General features: G+C 47.2%; 12 protein-coding genes and 2 tRNA genes. 9 read left to right on the forward strand and 5 right to left on the reverse strand.

Going from position 1 to position 15700, the window contains the following annotated elements:
- The 3 genes from BN93_RS01445 to BN93_RS01455 form a co-directional block, all read right to left on the reverse strand.
- Positions 1–1332, reverse strand: a 1332-nt coding sequence (locus tag BN93_RS01445; RefSeq protein WP_044259378.1) for a SecDF P1 head subdomain-containing protein, incomplete at its 3' end; no start/stop codon positions are given.
- 109 nt (positions 1333–1441) lie between these two features.
- Positions 1442–2530 carry an endonuclease/exonuclease/phosphatase family protein gene (locus BN93_RS01450; RefSeq protein ID WP_019186578.1) on the reverse strand — a complete coding sequence of 363 codons (1089 nt, stop codon included), beginning with the start codon at positions 2528–2530 and terminating at the stop codon, positions 1442–1444.
- Positions 2531–2541: 11 nt separating this feature from the next.
- The gene (locus tag BN93_RS01455) at positions 2542–3462 is read right to left on the reverse strand and encodes a rhomboid family intramembrane serine protease (protein WP_019186579.1); all 921 of its coding nucleotides are present in this window, start codon (positions 3460–3462) and stop codon (positions 2542–2544) included.
- A 212-nt stretch (positions 3463–3674) separates the two neighbouring features.
- On the opposite strand from BN93_RS01455, the gene BN93_RS01460 reads away from it, so the two are divergent.
- Positions 3675–3947, forward strand: a complete 273-nt coding sequence (locus BN93_RS01460; protein WP_019186580.1) for an HU family DNA-binding protein — start codon at positions 3675–3677, stop codon at positions 3945–3947.
- A gap of 372 nt (positions 3948–4319) precedes the next feature.
- Here the strand turns inward: BN93_RS01460 and BN93_RS01465 are convergent, their stop codons facing one another.
- Positions 4320–4859: an LOG family protein gene (locus tag BN93_RS01465; RefSeq protein WP_019186581.1), complete on the reverse strand. Its 540-nt coding sequence runs from the start codon at positions 4857–4859 to the stop codon at positions 4320–4322.
- A 618-nt stretch (positions 4860–5477) separates the two neighbouring features.
- Here BN93_RS01465 and BN93_RS01475 point away from each other — a divergent pair.
- Positions 5478–6020, forward strand: coding sequence for an RNA polymerase sigma factor (locus BN93_RS01475; RefSeq protein ID WP_019186583.1), 543 nt, complete (start codon positions 5478–5480; stop codon positions 6018–6020).
- 1219 nt (positions 6021–7239) lie between these two features.
- On the opposite strand, the gene BN93_RS17275 is transcribed toward BN93_RS01475, so the two are convergent.
- Positions 7240–7425, reverse strand: a complete 186-nt coding sequence (locus BN93_RS17275; RefSeq protein ID WP_157462588.1) for a hypothetical protein — start codon at positions 7423–7425, stop codon at positions 7240–7242.
- Positions 7426–9122: 1697 nt separating this feature from the next.
- On the opposite strand from BN93_RS17275, the gene BN93_RS01480 reads away from it, so the two are divergent.
- The 7 genes from BN93_RS01480 to BN93_RS01510 all read left to right on the forward strand — a co-directional run.
- Positions 9123–10151 (forward strand): NAD-dependent epimerase/dehydratase family protein, encoded by a 1029-nt coding sequence (locus BN93_RS01480; protein WP_009230826.1) that lies wholly within the window; start codon positions 9123–9125, stop codon positions 10149–10151.
- A 16-nt stretch (positions 10152–10167) separates the two neighbouring features.
- Positions 10168–11130 (forward strand): phosphatase PAP2 family protein, encoded by a 963-nt coding sequence (locus BN93_RS01485; RefSeq protein WP_019186587.1) that lies wholly within the window; start codon positions 10168–10170, stop codon positions 11128–11130.
- A 371-nt stretch (positions 11131–11501) separates the two neighbouring features.
- Positions 11502–12566: a Fic family protein gene (locus tag BN93_RS01490; RefSeq protein WP_044259535.1), complete on the forward strand. Its 1065-nt coding sequence runs from the start codon at positions 11502–11504 to the stop codon at positions 12564–12566.
- Between the two features lie 567 nt (positions 12567–13133).
- Positions 13134–13206: transfer RNA gene (locus BN93_RS01495), tRNA-Gly, on the forward strand.
- Positions 13207–13235: 29 nt separating this feature from the next.
- Positions 13236–13321 (forward strand) — tRNA-Leu (locus BN93_RS01500).
- A gap of 24 nt (positions 13322–13345) precedes the next feature.
- The gene (locus BN93_RS01505) at positions 13346–15022 is read left to right on the forward strand and encodes a tetratricopeptide repeat protein (protein WP_009230829.1); all 1677 of its coding nucleotides are present in this window, start codon (positions 13346–13348) and stop codon (positions 15020–15022) included.
- Between the two features lie 62 nt (positions 15023–15084).
- Positions 15085–15700 (forward strand): DUF4369 domain-containing protein (locus BN93_RS01510; protein WP_157462613.1); only part of this gene is annotated, 616 nt, incomplete at its 3' end.

The raw sequence follows: 15700 nt of genomic DNA on the forward strand, positions 1-15700 counted from the left end.
CGCGCTGTACACAGCGTTGTCCAAAACGATGGCAATGGCCTTGCCAACGTTGGCCTTTGTGAGTGCAGCCCAACGGCGTGCACCGTCGCTGTTCATGCGCATGTTCACTTGGGGTGCGCCAGTTGTGTGGTTAAACTCGTCGCTGGCATCGGTAACAACGTCGCCTTCGATTGGCGCACGGCCATTGGTGGAGGTTACTTTGATGGCATGTAGCTCGTAGATGTTCTTCATCTTTGCCTGGTCGGCGGGCTTTGCACTCCACAGCAGTTTAAGGTCGGGAGGCAGAACCTGTTTGGCAACGGGGCCATAAATAAGCTTATTGATGGCAGCAGTGTCGCGAATGTTGGCATATCCCACAATGCTTAGCGAGTTTCCGCCAGTGGGTTGCAGGCGCGAGAACAGCGGATTGGCCTTGATGGCGGCAGCCGTTTGGGCATCGTTGGCGCGTTGTGCCACGTCGGTTTTCTTGTCGTCGCCCGTGTTTAGCTTAAACTTAGGTTGCTCGTTTTTGGCCTTAGCCACCTCTTGTTCGGCCTTGGCCCTGGCGTTGGCGGTGTCTACGGCAGCGGTGTCGGTGCCGTTTTGTTCGCTGGCCAGTCGTGCATTAAGCTGTGTAAGATAAGGAACAATCTCGGATGCGTTGAATGTTTCCCAGAATTCGAGGTTGGCCGAACCCTGCAAAAGCTTACGGACGCGTTCGGGTTCGCGCACGCCAGGCATTTCAACCATGATGCGGCCTTCTTGTCCTTCGAGTTTCTGTATGTTGGGTTGCACCACTCCGAACTTGTCGATACGCGTACGCACCACGTTGAACGAGTTGTCGATGGCCGCTTGCACTTCCGTCCTCAGCACTTTCTCTACTTCGGCATCGCTGCTTTGTGGCGAGACCTTGCCTTGCAGCTGTTGCGTGGCGAAGAGTTCGGCGAGTTTGTGGCCGGGTGCGTTTTGTTTGTAGTACTTGATGAAAAGCGAAATAAAGTCGCTCTGGCTAGTTTCTTCTTCTTTCTTAGCCTGTTCTAGCGACTTTGTGAAAGCCGCGTCGGTCTTGTGGTCTGCCAGTGTCTCGATAACGTCGGGCACGCTGATTTCAAGAATAACGTTCATACCTCCTTTGAGGTCCAAGCCCAAACCAATTTGTGTTTCCAAACACCTTTGGTAGCTGTAGATGCCAAGATACTTCACGGAGTCCTTGTAATCTTGTTGGGCAATGGGGTCTTTCAGCTCGGCTGCCTTCCCGTCGTAGTAACGGGTTGCCACCGAAAAAGACAGGTAGAAGATACTTGCAAGCGTCAGCAAGACGGCAGTTACAATTACGATACCTTTGTTTTGCATTGTTACTTTATTTTTGTTTTATTGTTTTTCTGTTACCATACAACCCTGCAAAGTTACTGATTTTTCTGATATTAGTAAACAGTTAGCTCTGTATATTATCATTTTTTGCCTATTTGCGAAGTTTTTGCAGCAGACAAAAGATGGGGTAGTGGTCGGATGTTTTCACTTTGTTCTCTACAACACATTTAAGCGGCTGCCAGTCGTCGCTGCACATGATGTTGTCGATGCGTACGTAGAAGGCGTTGCGGTGATAGCTTATGCCGGGGCCGTTTCCGCTGGCAACATAGCAGTCGGTTAGCTCTTTTGCCATGCAACGGTGGGCGTAAGAGATGGGGCTGTCGTTGAAGTCGCCGCAGAGAATGATGCTTTGTCCCTTGCGCTTGCGTACGAATTGGGCCACGAATTGCACCTGCGGAGCGCGTATTTTGGCGTATTCGCCCAGCTTGTGCACCAGACTTTTGCCTAGGCTGGGCATCTGTTTGGTGCGCAAGTCGCCTTTGAGCATGCTCTTAAATTCTTGTCGTTGGGCTTCGGTTAGGCCCGTTGTGGCAAAGTGGTTGTTGATAACCAGCACCGTATCGCCCGGCATGGCCACCCAACAAGCCTGACTGAAATCTTCGCTTTGGGGGTACATCAAGCGTTCTGAGCGCACAATGGGGTACTTGCTGTATATGGCTAGGCGGTCGTAGATGGTGGTTTTCTCCTTTATGTCGTGATAAGGGTAGATGCTGTTGAGCAACGAGTCGATGGTTGTTTGGAACTTTCCGCCCAGATTTGCCTCTTGTAGGCATAGTATGTCGGCATCTTTCTCCTTCACATAGTTCAGCATTTCCCAGCGTTGTGGCTCTGTGGCCTCGATGCCGCCCCACATAAAGGTGTTGTAAGATAGCACTTTAAGACAGCTATCGGTGGCGTTGCTGTTTACATTTAATGGTATGTACGTGCGCACGGGACCGAAACAAGCCACGAACCCAATCAGTGGGATGAGCGTTCGGCGCAGCTTGAAGAAAGCCCAAAACACTAAGAACGCAGCATTGATGGTTAGGAACACGGGAAAGGCCAAGCCCAGCGTGGCCATCAGCGGATGGCTGGCGGGGTTTAGCCTGTCGCTATATCCTACGGCAAGCATGACCAAGATGGTGGCCACGTTGGCACCACTGGCAAGCTGCACAATCCATTTTTTTACTTTTGCCTGCATCTTAGCCTAGCTTATTGGCGTTTGCTTTGGTCGAAGAGCCGTTGCTTTTCTTCGCGCGTAAGACTGTCGTAACCACTCTTGCGTATCTTGTCTAAGATACGGTCCACCTCGTCTTGTTCGGCCTTTCGGCGCGCGTTATAGTCCCAGTCGCTTTCGGCGCGCGTTTCTTCGCGTGGGCTTTCGGGTGTGGGTTGGTGGTGTTTTTCGTAGAAATTCTTCATTCGTTCGAAGGCGTTGGTGCCCCTTCGCTGCGAAAAGTTGTGCGAAGGATGCCGTTGCCAGTAGCGTATCATGAAGAAACCGAATATCATTCCGCCCAAGTGAGCCAAGTGTGCCACGTTTCCGCCCGTTCCGGCCATGGCCTGGTAAAGCTCTAATGCGGCGTAACCCATAACAAACCATTTGGCTTTGATGGGGATGGGGATGGGGAAGATGAATATTTTGTTCTCGGGGAATATCATTCCGAAGGCCAAGAGGATGGCATAGATGGCTCCCGATGCACCAACGGTGGTAAGTCCGTTAAGCTGGTTGGCCAATTGCCCCATTACAACGAAGGCATCGCCCACGCCCAAGGGGGCTTGCGCGTTGAGTTGCAAGTAAATCTCTACAAACTGTGCCAACTCTTGCATCAAGCCTGCACCGATGCCGCAGGCTATATAATAAAAGAGGAACTTGCGCGGCCCCCATACGCCTTCGACCACCACACCGAACATCCACAAGGCAAACATGTTGAAGAACAAGTGCGCGAAACCGCCATGCATGAACATGTACGTTACGAGTTGGTAAATGCGGAACTCGGACGCTCTGAAAAAGTGGAGGCCGAGTATGTTGTTGAGATCGATGCCCGAACTGCTCTGGATGACTAACGTGGCCAAGAAAGCTAGCACGTTGATGATAAGCAAATTCTTGGTAATTGTAGGTATGTTGCCCATTAATGATATGCTTTGTTTGAAATGTTATAACATGGGCAAAAGTACTAAAAATATCTGTTAATGCGCATAAAAAGCCCTACGGAACGACAATTTTTCAAAAAAAACTTCACTTTTTTTTCCTTTTCGTTTGATTTCTGAAAGTAAAGGCCTATATTTGTTCCCAGTTCTGAGATAACGCATATACATTTATCACTTTTATAATTCAAAGTTATATGAACAAAACAGATTTGATTGACAAAATCGCAGCAGGCTCTGGCTTGAGCAAAGCTGACTCGAAGAAGGCGTTAGACGCAACAGTTGCAGCAATTAAGGATGCTCTTGTGAAAGGCGACAAGGTTCAGCTGGTTGGCTTCGGCACATTCAGTGTTAACGAACGCCCCGCACATGGTGGTGTTAACCCAGCAACGAAAGAGAAGATTACTATCGCGGCCAAGAAGGTTGCTAAGTTTAAGGCTGGTGCAGAACTGACGGAAGCTATCCAGTAATTGCTTCTAGCTTAAGAAGAGATAATAAATGGCCGCCCTCGCTGTATTGTGAGGGCGGCTTTTTGGTTAAGGGCGAAAAGGCTTATAAAGGTGAAAAGGTGAAAGGGTGAAAGGGTGAAAAGGTGAAAAGGTGAAAAGATGGCTGCGCCTTGCTCGCTTGCCAACTCCTTAACTTGTCCAATAGCAATAATAAAGACGGTTGCACCTTTTCACCTTAGTCAGTTGACAAGTTAACAAGTTGACAAGAGTGGTGGGCGTAGCCTTCCTTTCACCTTTTCACTCTTTCACCTTTAAAGGGCGTCAGCCTTCTTTTCACCCTTTCACTCTTTCACCTTTAAAAGGCGTCAGCCATCTTTTCACCCTTTCACCTTTTCACTCTTTCACCTTTAAATCCTCTTCCAGCTCGTCGAGGTTATTTACCACTGATATACGGCTGCGATAGTTGCCGCGAATCATGCCTTGTCGTTCTAGGTTGTCGAGCAGAGCCACAAGCGTGTCCCAAAAGCCCTCCATATTATACAGTATAACGCGTTGGTGGCGATAGCCAACGGTATTTGCGGCAGCTAGCGTAAACACCTCATCGAGCGTTCCCACACCGCCCGGCAATGCGATAGCCACGTCGCACAGCGTGTTGAGCATCTCTTTTCGGTCGGTAAGGTTCTCGCAACGGTACACCTCATCCAGGTATGTCGACACCTTTCCGCCCTCTTCCACGAACTTAGGCACAACGCCCACCACGCGTCCGCCCGCCTCGTGCGCCGCCTTAGCCACGCATTCCATCAGTCCTAGGTTCGTTCCGCCGAAAAGTACAACGTGTCCATTCTCGGCACACCAACGCCCCAAGGCAGCGGTAGCCTTGAAAAAGCGTGGGTCGATGTCGGCATTAGCCGAACAAAATACAGCTATGTTCATTTGCGTTGATTTTTATCAGTCGTCCGTCTGTGGTTGGTTTCGCCCCTACTTTTGGCAAAGTCGTGGGCTCTTTATTGCCTTTTGGTTACAGGCCATTATTGTAAAGGAAGGCAAGGAAATGGGTTGCAAGCCTATTTCCCCCAAACTCCCAAAGCCAGATAGGTTACCAATGCAAAGATAAGTAAAAGGCATGGCACGCTCAAATTTTATCACTAAATTTGCGATACGGTGCTGCACATTTGCACCTGCTGGCTGGATAATGCCCATTGATATAAATCGGTTCGTACGTTAATGAAAGTTATATTAAGGTATTGCGTTGGTGTTTTTGCGTATCTATTATTGTAGATGTTAGCATTTTATGGTGAAACGAATTGTTGAACTATGTCGGCGGTATTCGTCGGAGCGGTTGTCTCAGGCGAATTTTGAGCAACTTCAATACGGAGTGGCTCGAACATCAAGTGGAACATTGCGGGGCTTGATGGCCGAGGACCTTTCGTTGCCATTAGTAGCGTTAAACGGAGTTAGGCGTAAATTGCTGCAAGGCTTTAAGCAACGGCTCCATTCGTTACATCTACGTATTTCGTTCCGCCTTGTTGAAAGACCTTATTTCCTTTTCCCATGAAAGACAATTATGAAGAATATATCGCGCTGTTAAAGGAAGGTTCTTATGAGGCTTTCTCCGATTTGTATACGCACTATGCAAACAAGCTATACAGCTTTGCTTTGGTGCAAACAAGGAATAGCGTGCTTTCGGAAGACATTGTGCAAGAAACGTTCTTGAAATTGTGGAACACACGAGGACAATTGGATTGTTATGGAAATGTGCATGCCTTATTATTCACCATCGCTAGAAATCTGATAATTGATGGTTTCAGAAAGCAAATCAGGCAGATTGATTTTGAGGACTATCGCCAATCGTGTAATAAGCTTTCTTTATTGCCTACGCCCGAAGAACAACTTGACTACGAAGAGTTTAAAAACCGACTGCAACAGACGAAAGGTCTGCTCTCTAAGCGTGCTTGTCAGATATACGAGATGAGCAGAGAAGAGAATATGCCTATCCAAGAAATTGCCGAATCGCTGAACCTATCCTCACAAACGGTTAAGAACTATCTGACGTCAACCTTAAAGATTTTCAGAAAGAAGTTGATGAGGGAGTAGGGGGAGTTAAAGGAGTTAAGGAGTTAAGGAGTTAAGCCAAATGCCTTTCAACTTTGTCAGTTGACGAGTTGACAAGTTAAAGGAGTTAAGGAGTTAAGCCAAATGCTTTTAAACTTTGAGGAGTTAAGGAGAGAAGCCAAATGTATTGGTGATGTTAGGCTAATAGGATAAGTCTGACCAGACTGACCAGACTGACCAGTCTGACTTGTCTGACCAGTCTGACCAGTCTGACTTGTCCGAAAGCTAGAATGAACTAGAAACCTAGAAACCGCTAGACACCTTTAAAGGCGTTAGCCATCTTTTCACCCTTTCACCTTTAAGCGGCGTTAGCCATTTTTTCACCTTTTCACCCTTTCACCTTTAAAAGGCGCAGCCATCTTTTCACCTTTTCACCTTTTCAATTTTTCACCTTTAAAGAAAAGTGTGCCCCAGAAGTAACCTGTTAACTCCTGGGGCTAATTAAACAATAGAGAGAGATAGCTGATGAACGAATAGTTGCATTCACACACATCATGCGTTCACCGTAAAAAGTGCGATTACCGAGCCACGTTCCCTTGCAGAGAGCCATCAGGCCTTGTTCCAACGCGAGAGCTTGCACGGCGCACATCAACAACCACAATCAGGACACCATGCCTTAGCAGTGCGCCAAGCTTGCAAAAACCAACATTGGCAATGATGCTGGGATTAGCAACGTAGCCGTTCGCAACCATCTCAGCCTCAGAATGGCGCGCACAAGCATGCCGGCACCACCCCTTAAAGCCAATCTGAAACGGTCTTCTTTTTACGATGCTAATATACGAATATTATTCGTCCCAACAAAACATTTTGACATAAAAATATCTAATACAGAAGAATTTAGATAGTTTAAGAACAGGAAACAAGTAATCCAGAACAGACGAAAGATGGCGAAGAAAGAGGGGAAAAAGGGCAAAATATCAATGGATATAGATTGTACTTCAAAAACGAAGTGCAAAAAATGCGGCTGCTTTCAACAGAATAATATGGAAAAACACCGTGGTTTTGCCTTGCAGCTAGGGTGCATAGTCACGAAAAATGAAACTGCAACACAGAGATAGCCGTTCCATTTTGAAGACTCGCTAAGACTAATTGTGCAATATATAAAGAACTCATCTCGGGGCAAGGGTCATAAAATTTTGCCTCACTCCAAAAGAGATAGTCCTTATTGCTCAATATCAACCAGTAGAGGCAGCCTCTATTTTTATTGTCTTTCCATAGTGGCGGAGCTTTCTTTTGCGTTATCTCTTATTGCGCAATCACGCCCAAAGCAATAGCCCAGATAGCAACACATCAGGATGATGGCACAAGCTAAGACAATGGAGTACATCAGCTTACGTTGCTCGGCATATTGTTTCAACACCGATTTAGTTCTTCTCTCTTGCCTCATAATCTTTCTTCCTTTTAATGTAACATAGTTCATCGCATGCCTTACGATTAACCATTCCTTTGCGCAAAATTAAAGAAAAGCCAACAAATAGGCAAATGTACGAGCCAAGAAAACTTGCGAAAGAGAAAAAGCAAACAAACATCATGTATTAAAGTTGTGTTGACTTTTAATCTTTTCTACAAATTGAGAGGAGTTTATGTCTTTGTGCCGTAAAACCAAGATAAACGCTCCACTCACGTACGAAGTGCTGAACAAAGATGTGACGAAATCTGAAATTCTGCCCCATTCGCCTGCAACAAAATATGGCTATCCTCAAAAAAGGTGGCCTGGCGGGAGTTTTTTCAATACACTCTTTACAAGTTGAAAGCATCTTCCCTGCGGCGCATAATGAGGAGAAAGTAAAACGCACTTTTTTATGTCTCTTATGTTCTTATGTCAAAAAGGACCTATTTAGATCTACGTTGAAGTTACTATCAGAACCACCTACTTATGTTCTTATGTCAAAAAGGACGTATCTAGGTCACAATACGAAGTGCTGAACGATTACCCCGTTCATTTATCCACTCGTCTACTCGTCAATTTGCCAACTTGCCAACTTGTCAAAATCTGTCAACTTTTCAGCAATAATTTTAACACAATGAGTACCCTTTTTACCCACCAACCGCCCACCTCGTCGCAAAAAATCGATTCTCGCGAAGGTTTATTTTGATGCAAAAAGGGGTTAGGATGTGAATACAGCGAAATGAATATTTATTTAAAAAGACCGCCATTTGCGCCACGCTTGGGGCTATTTGCGGCTAAATGTACTGCAATTTGCAGCAAAACGCAGTGCAATATGCCGCTAAATGCACTCCGTTTTGCACCAAAACGGAGTGCGTTTTGATGCTAAACGCAAGGTAAAATGGTACAAAATGCGGTGCAAAATGCCGCTAAACGTAAGACGAAAAGCATAAATATCCACTGAAATTGTATAAACAAAACCTTTCAGAGCCGTTAAAAACAGGGTCAAAAAGGGTAAAACAGGCATTAAAAGTGGAGGTTTTAGGGGCTAAAAGTGGGTAATTGGGCTTGAGAAATTATGAGTTGGCAACCAAACTAGAAAGGCAAAATGGTGCAAAATGCAGGTTCTAAGCTTAAAAATAGACAAGGCGGAAGGCGAGAAAACCTAGAAATAGTAGTAATTTGCCTACTTTTTAGCCTATATTTTCGCTAGAACGAAGCGAAATTTAGAGCGATATTGTAAAATAAAAGATAATGATTTAAGGTTTTGAGTTGATAAGTTGGTGGGTTGGTAAGTTCGCGAGTTGATGCCTTCGTGAGTTGTTCGGCTTTCGTGAGTTTATAAGCCAGTGAGTTGACTTGTGGTGCACTCCTCTCAAGTTATAGAAATTTTTAAAGTCAAGACTACTTCATTATTAAAGATGTTTTTCACAAACGAAACGTGATGGCAGTGCCGCCGACAAGCACAAACAAAACATAAAACCATGTTATATACTTACAACATACGCAAATAAATCCCGCTCCACCTTTCGTTTTTGTAAAAAATCTGTGGTATCTTTGCATTTTAATGCGAGGGATGAGGGCCGAAATCGGCAAACATTCCATACGTTTTGGCTAAGCCAATGGTTAACTTGTAGACGGCTATTGCAACCGATAATCCGTTAACTAGTTAACTAAGAAAAGAACAATTATCGACTATGGACAAAATACTTGTTACAGGCGCAAGCGGGTTTATTGGGAGCTTTATCGTAGAAGAAGCCCTTAACAGAGGTATGGAAGTGTGGGCTGCCGTAAGGAAAAGCAGTTCCAAAGAATACCTTCAAGATAAGCGCATTCGTTTCGTGGAGCTTGATTTGGGCAATGCCGAACGACTGAAAAGCCAACTCGGCGGGCACCATTTCGACTACGTGGTGCATGCTGCGGGAGCAACCAAATGCCTGCATCGCAACGACTTCTACCGAGTAAACACTGAGGGAACGAAGAACTTGGCCAATGCTGTGATAGACTTGAAAATGCCGCTTAAACGCTTTGTGTTCATCTCTTCGCTCAGCGTTTTCGGTCCTGTACGCGAGCAGCAGCCTTACGAAGAAATACAAGAAACCGACCAACCCATGCCTAACACGGCCTACGGACACAGTAAGTTGTTGGCTGAACAATACCTAGACTCGCTAAATCCCAAGAACGAAGACGGCGAAATAACCGATGTAGTGTTGCCTTACATCGTGCTAAGACCCACCGGCGTGTACGGTCCGCGCGAGAAAGACTACTTCCTCATGGCCAAAAGCATCAAGCAACACATCGACTTTGCCGTGGGATACAAACCGCAAGACATCACATTTGTGTATGTACAGGATGTGGTTCAGGCCGTTTTCTTGGCTCTCGACCACGGTATGAGCGGCCGAAAATATTTCCTTAGCGACGGCGGCGTGTATCGTTCGTACGATTTCAGCGACCTGATCCACCGCAATTTGGGCAAGCCTTGGATGTTACGCATCAAGGCGCCCGTATGGTTCTTGCGCGTGGTTACGTTCTTTGGCGAGTACATCGGCCGAGCCACAGGGCGCATTTCGGCACTCAACAACGACAAATACCACATCTTGAAACAACGCAACTGGCGGTGTAACATCGAGCCGACGATGGACGAGCTGGGCTATCACGCCCAAGTGAACCTCGAAGAGGGTACCGCGCTAACCGTAAAATGGTATAAGGAGAACGGTTGGTTGTAACTGCATCTACACAACAATGAACTTCATCAAATCACTCTTCGCAATAGAGAAGTCGCCCAAAAAGGGGCTGATGGCACTAGAATGGGTTGTGCTGGCTTACATGGCACTAACGCTGCTCATGGTGTTCTTCACTTACACCAAACTTGCCAACCCCGAATCCATGATATGGGGACGCGTTCGCATCGGCATCATCATCGTTGCATTGTGGGTTGTTTACCGCCTTGTGCCTTGTCGGTTCACCAAACTAACGCGCGTTGTGGCACAGCTTTACTTGCTTTCTTGGTGGTATCCCGACACCTACGAGCTTAACCGCATACTGCCCAACCTCGACCATGTGTTTGCGCAAGCCGAACAATCGGTGTTTGGTTTTCAACCTGCGCTGGTGTTTTGCGATGCCATGCCTTCCGCTTGGTTTAGCGAATTGATGGACATGGGCTACGCCTCTTACTTCCCCATGATATTGGCCGTAACGCTGTTTTACTTCTTTTGCCGTTACGCCGAGTTCGAAAGAGCGTCGTTCGTACTTATCGCCGCCTTCTTCATCTATTACGTGGTGTTCGTGGCCTTGCCCGTAACGGGTCCGCAATATTACTATCCTGCCGTGGGCATGGAAAAGATTGCGATGGGCATTTTTCCCAACGTTGGCGACTACTTCAACCTGCACAGCGAACGACTTACCAGTCCTGGCTATGCCAATGGCATATTCTATCAGATGGTGGAGCACGCTCACGAGGCGGGCGAACGCCCTACGGCTGCATTCCCCAGCAGTCATGTAGGCATCAGCACCGTCATTATGCTCCTTGCTTGGCACACACGCAACCGCCGTTTGGTGTTCTGTTTGCTCCCTTTCTTCGTGCTGATGTGTTTCTCCACTGTGTATATCATGGCCCATTACGCCATCGATGCCTTTGCCGGACTAATCTCTGGCGCGCTACTTTATTTCGTGCTGATGTGGGTTAGCAGGAAATGGAGTGCATAAGATAGCGCATTTGTGGGGTTAAACCGCTTAACCTATTGTTCGTTTTGCAACAACAGATGCTAAATATTTCGGGTACAACGCAACAATAGCCTAAGGTTTTTGCGCGCCATCACAATATTATTGTATCTTTGTATCAACACTCGCGTGCCATTGCCCACAGCAAATGCCCTTTGCACATTACGCTTTGCGAATGCGCGAAATGCAGTTTGTGCCCAGAAACACGTGAGGAAAGCCTGTTTCGTTAAGTCGGCATGAGCATAAAAAAAGCAGGAAAATCAGACTTGTTAACTCGTCAACCCGTTAACTTGTCAACCAGAAACAACCTTTAAAGGTAGCCAATGGCCACCTTTGAACGTATATTTTTTAGCGTTATGGATAAGTTGCAAGCATTGTATGACAAGTGGAAAGCGCTTCAACCGCTTAACGAGCGCAAGCAGTTTTTGCTTAGCCAACGGTTTACTGTGGAGTATAATTACAACAGCAACCACATAGAAGGCAATACGCTTACGTACGGCCAAACAGAGCTTTTGTTGCTGTTTGGAAAGGTAAGCGGCGAAGGCAAGCTGAAAGACTTTGTGGACATGAAAGCCAGTTTGGCAAGCGTAAAGATGCTAGAAGATGAAATGAAAGCGCGCACCGCTTTAACACAGAATTTCATTCGGCAACTTCATCATGTGCTACTACGAGAAGATTATACCACGCATCGCCAATTGCCAGACGGCAGCCAAACAAGCTTTACCATCCACGCAGGCAGATATAAAACGCGCCCCAATAGCGTAATTACACGTTATGGCGAACGTTTCGATTATGCCTCGCCCGAAGAAACCCCAGCATTAATGGCAGATTTGGTGGACTGGTATAATGCCATGGAGGCCGAAGGGGTGATGTCGCCCGTAGAACTGGCGGCTCTTTTCCATTATCGTTATATTCGCATTCACCCTTTCGAAGATGGTAACGGGCGTATTGCCCGACTGTTGGTAAACTATATCCTTGCACGGCACGGCTGGCCGATGGTGGTGGTTCGCAATCGCAACAAGAACGAATACCTCGACGCCTTACACGATGCGGATGTTGACGTAGGTTCTTCACCATCAGCAGGTGCACATGCCAGTCTTGCACAAATTAGGCGTTTTCTTAAATACTTCAAGGCGATGGTAGCAGAAGAGTTGCAATACAACATCGGCTTTGCAACAGAACAGTCGGCTAACGTATGGTGGTACGATGGCCAAAAAATAACTTTCCGCAGTGCGTCTAGCAGTACGATGCTAATGGCAATGCAACAAACACCCGACATAACGATAGAACAATTGTCGAAGAAAGCTGGCATTGTAACGGCGGCAGTAAAGAAACAGCTGGCACAAATGACACGAAAGGGCTATATCGAACGCAGAGAGAAGGATGGCGACTGGCAAGTGTTTGTTTCATCATCTGTGTAGTTTGCAATAGAATTGCGACCTTTTCCGCCTTTTCAAGTTGACGAGTTGACAAGTTGACAAGGCTGGTGGTTGGAGCCATTTTTCACCTCTTCACCTTTAAAGGGCGCAGCCATCTTTTCACCTTTTCACTTTTTCACCTTAGTCAGTTGGCGAGTTGACAAGTTAACGGGTTAACAAGACTGGTGCGCAGCCTTCTTTTCACCTTTTCACTTTTTCACCCTTTCACCTTTTCACTTTTTCACCCTTTCACCTTTAAAGGGCGCAGCCATCCTTTCACCTTTACAATCCTTTCCTCCTTTATGTTAAACAAAGAGAATTGTGTTTTGCCTAACAATTCGTCGTTTTTTCTAATGCCGCACCATTCCTTCACCTTAATTAATAAATGGAGTTTTATCTCACAATGCCCACTCGATAGGCGGTTGTAAAAGAAAACAGAAATGAGGCGGCCGCGAATAAATGTTCTGTTTAGGAGTTTTGTGACGAATGGCAGAAAGCACTATTGTATTAAATTGTGTAAAATCCTTTGGTTGTTACAACCTAAAAGCCTAACTTTGCACCCATCATCATGCGGGAATAGCTCAGTTGGTAGAGCACAACCTTGCCAAGGTTGGGGTCGCGAGTTCGAGTCTCGTTTTCCGCTCAAACCCCAAACGGCCGCCTAAATAGAATGCCGCAATGGTGGAATTGGTAGACACGAGGGACTTAAAATCCCTTGGCCAGTAATGGCTGTGCGGGTTCGAGTCCCGCTCGCGGCACACCTTCTAAACACTTTATCTATTATGAATAAGAATCTAATCCTTACGTTATCAGTGCTTTCTTCGTTGGCAATGACGTCGTGCTCAAAGCTTGGGCCACTCTCTGCCGACAACTTCCAAGTCACACCGACTCCGTTGGAAGCAAATGGCGGTTTGGTATCTGCTACTATTGATGCCAACTTCCCTGCCAAGTACATGAAGAAGAAAGCTGTAGTGAAGATCATCCCCGAACTGCGGTACGCGGGTGGTCAAGTGGCAACCGGCGAAGGCGCTACCTTCCAAGGCGAAAAAGCCACGGCAAACGGACAGCAAGTGCCCTACAAATTGGGCGGACGCTACTCCATGAAAACCGACTTTAATTATGTGCCAGACATGATTAAGAGCGACCTCTACCTCACTTTCGATGCTAGAATGGGAAAGAAAAAGGTGGATTTGCCTGCCGTGAAGGTTTCTTACGGCGTGGTGGCCACATCGCAACTCTACCGCGAGGCTATGGCCAACGATGGACTTTGCATCGCTCCCGACAGCTTCCAACGCATCAAGGCGCAGAAGCAAGAGGCTAACATCAAGTTCCTCATCAACCAGGCTAACTTGCGCAAAACCGAGTTGAAGAACAATTCGGTGACCGAATTCGTCAAGATGTTGAAGAAAATCAACGCCGACCGCGAAAAACTTAACTTGCGCAACGTGGAAGTTAACGCTTACGCATCGCCCGAAGGTGGTTTCGTTATCAACGATAAGCTGGCTGCAAAACGCCAGACCACTGGTGAAGGCTACGTTAAGGGACAACTCAAACAGAACAAGATGCAGACTGCTGTTGAGGCTCGTTACACGGCACAAGACTGGGATGGTTTCCAAGAGTTGGTGCAAGCTTCCAACCTCCAAGATAAGGACGTTATCTTGCGCGTACTCTCTATGTACAAGGATCCCGAAGAGCGCGAACGCCAAATCCGTAACATGAGCGAAGGCTTCCGCGAACTGGCTACCGGCATCCTGCCCGAACTGCGCCGCGCACGCCTAACCATCAATTACGAGGTTGTTGGCCGCAGCGACGAGCAAATTAAAGAACAATTTGCCGCCGACCCAACGCAACTCAGCTCGGAAGAGATCCTTTATAGTGCAACCCTTACAGACAACCCCGCCGAAAAGAACAACATCTATAAGAAGGCAACGGAACTGTACGACCAAGACTACCGCGCTTACAACAACCTGGGCGTGCTGGCTATGCAGGCTGGAAACTTGGCTGAGGCTCGCACCTACTTCCAAAAGGCTCTGGCCACTGCACCCGATGCAGCAGAAGCTAACGCCAACTTGGGTATGGTTGCGCTCTACGAGGGCAATATCTCTGAGGCCGAAACACTCATCGCTAAGGCTCAACAAGCTAACGACATCAACAAGGCTGTGGGCGCACTCAACATCGCTAAGGGCAATTACTCGCTTGCTGAAACTACCCTGAGCAGCTATGAGAGCAACATGGCGGCTCTTGCCAAACTGATGAACAAGAACTACGAAGGTGCACTCGCCACTTTGAAGAACGTTAAGCACCCCGATGCCGTTACCGACTATCTCATGGCCGTTGCTTATGCACGCCAAGGTGACAATGCAGCTGCAACAACTGCTCTGCAAGCGGCAACCGCTAAGGATGCTCGTCTGGCTCAACGCGCCGCCGTAGACCTTGAGTTTGCTAAACTGAATAAGTAATCATGCACATCGCCCCATGCGGGGAACGATGAGTAAAGGGTTAACAATTTGCATAAACCACTATGACGACAACTTCATTTAAGTGTACAACGCTGATAGAGTTTGCGAAAATGGTTTGGCAGGTTGTTAACCCTTCGCCTTTTAAGCCTGCTAAGGCCATGCTTGCCGCGGCTGTACTCGCACCGTTACTCACTGCTTGTGGGGTGGAAGGCAACCGCTTTGAGGTGGAAGGCCATTTCCTTAAAATCAATCGCGGCGAGTTTTATGTGTATAGCACCAATGGACTGATAGACGGAATAGACACGATTAAGCTGGAAGCGGGCCGTTTCGTCTACGAAATTCCTTGCGAACACGAAGGAACGCTGGTCATGGTGTTCCCCAATTTCTCTGAACAACCTATCTTTGCACAGCCGGGAAAGAGCGTAAAGATGGAGGGTGATGCCTCGCACCTGAAGGAGCTAACGGTAAAAGGAACGAAAGACAACAAGCTGATGAACCAGTTTCGCGAGGCCATAGCGAACGCTTCGCCACCGCAGGCTGCTAAGACAGCGGCTCTTTTTGCGGCCGATAACCCCGCATCGCCTGTTGCCGCATACCTTGTAAGGCGTTATTTCATCACCACACCAACCCCTGATTATAAAGAGGCGGCTCGCTTGTTGAAGTTGCTTTTGGCCGAAC

This window comes from Prevotella conceptionensis 9403948 (assembly GCF_000312305.1).
GTDB lineage: Bacteria > Bacteroidota > Bacteroidia > Bacteroidales > Bacteroidaceae > Prevotella > Prevotella conceptionensis.

Excerpts from the sequence above, each read along its gene's own strand:
- BN93_RS01450 (WP_019186578.1), bottom strand. The coding sequence starts at position 2,530 with ATGCAGGCAAAAGTAAAAAAATGGATTGTGCAGCTTGCCAGTGGTGCC.
- BN93_RS01455 (WP_019186579.1), bottom strand. The coding sequence starts at position 3,462 with ATGGGCAACATACCTACAATTACCAAGAATTTGCTTATCATCAACGTG.
- BN93_RS01460 (WP_019186580.1), top strand. The coding sequence starts at position 3,675 with ATGAACAAAACAGATTTGATTGACAAAATCGCAGCAGGCTCTGGCTTG.
- BN93_RS01465 (WP_019186581.1), bottom strand. The coding sequence starts at position 4,859 with ATGAACATAGCTGTATTTTGTTCGGCTAATGCCGACATCGACCCACGC.
- BN93_RS01475 (WP_019186583.1), top strand. The coding sequence starts at position 5,478 with ATGAAAGACAATTATGAAGAATATATCGCGCTGTTAAAGGAAGGTTCT.
- BN93_RS17275 (WP_157462588.1), bottom strand. The coding sequence starts at position 7,425 with ATGAGGCAAGAGAGAAGAACTAAATCGGTGTTGAAACAATATGCCGAG.
- BN93_RS01480 (WP_009230826.1), top strand. The coding sequence starts at position 9,123 with ATGGACAAAATACTTGTTACAGGCGCAAGCGGGTTTATTGGGAGCTTT.
- BN93_RS01485 (WP_019186587.1), top strand. The coding sequence starts at position 10,168 with ATGAACTTCATCAAATCACTCTTCGCAATAGAGAAGTCGCCCAAAAAG.
- BN93_RS01490 (WP_044259535.1), top strand. The coding sequence starts at position 11,502 with ATGGATAAGTTGCAAGCATTGTATGACAAGTGGAAAGCGCTTCAACCG.
- BN93_RS01505 (WP_009230829.1), top strand. The coding sequence starts at position 13,346 with ATGAATAAGAATCTAATCCTTACGTTATCAGTGCTTTCTTCGTTGGCA.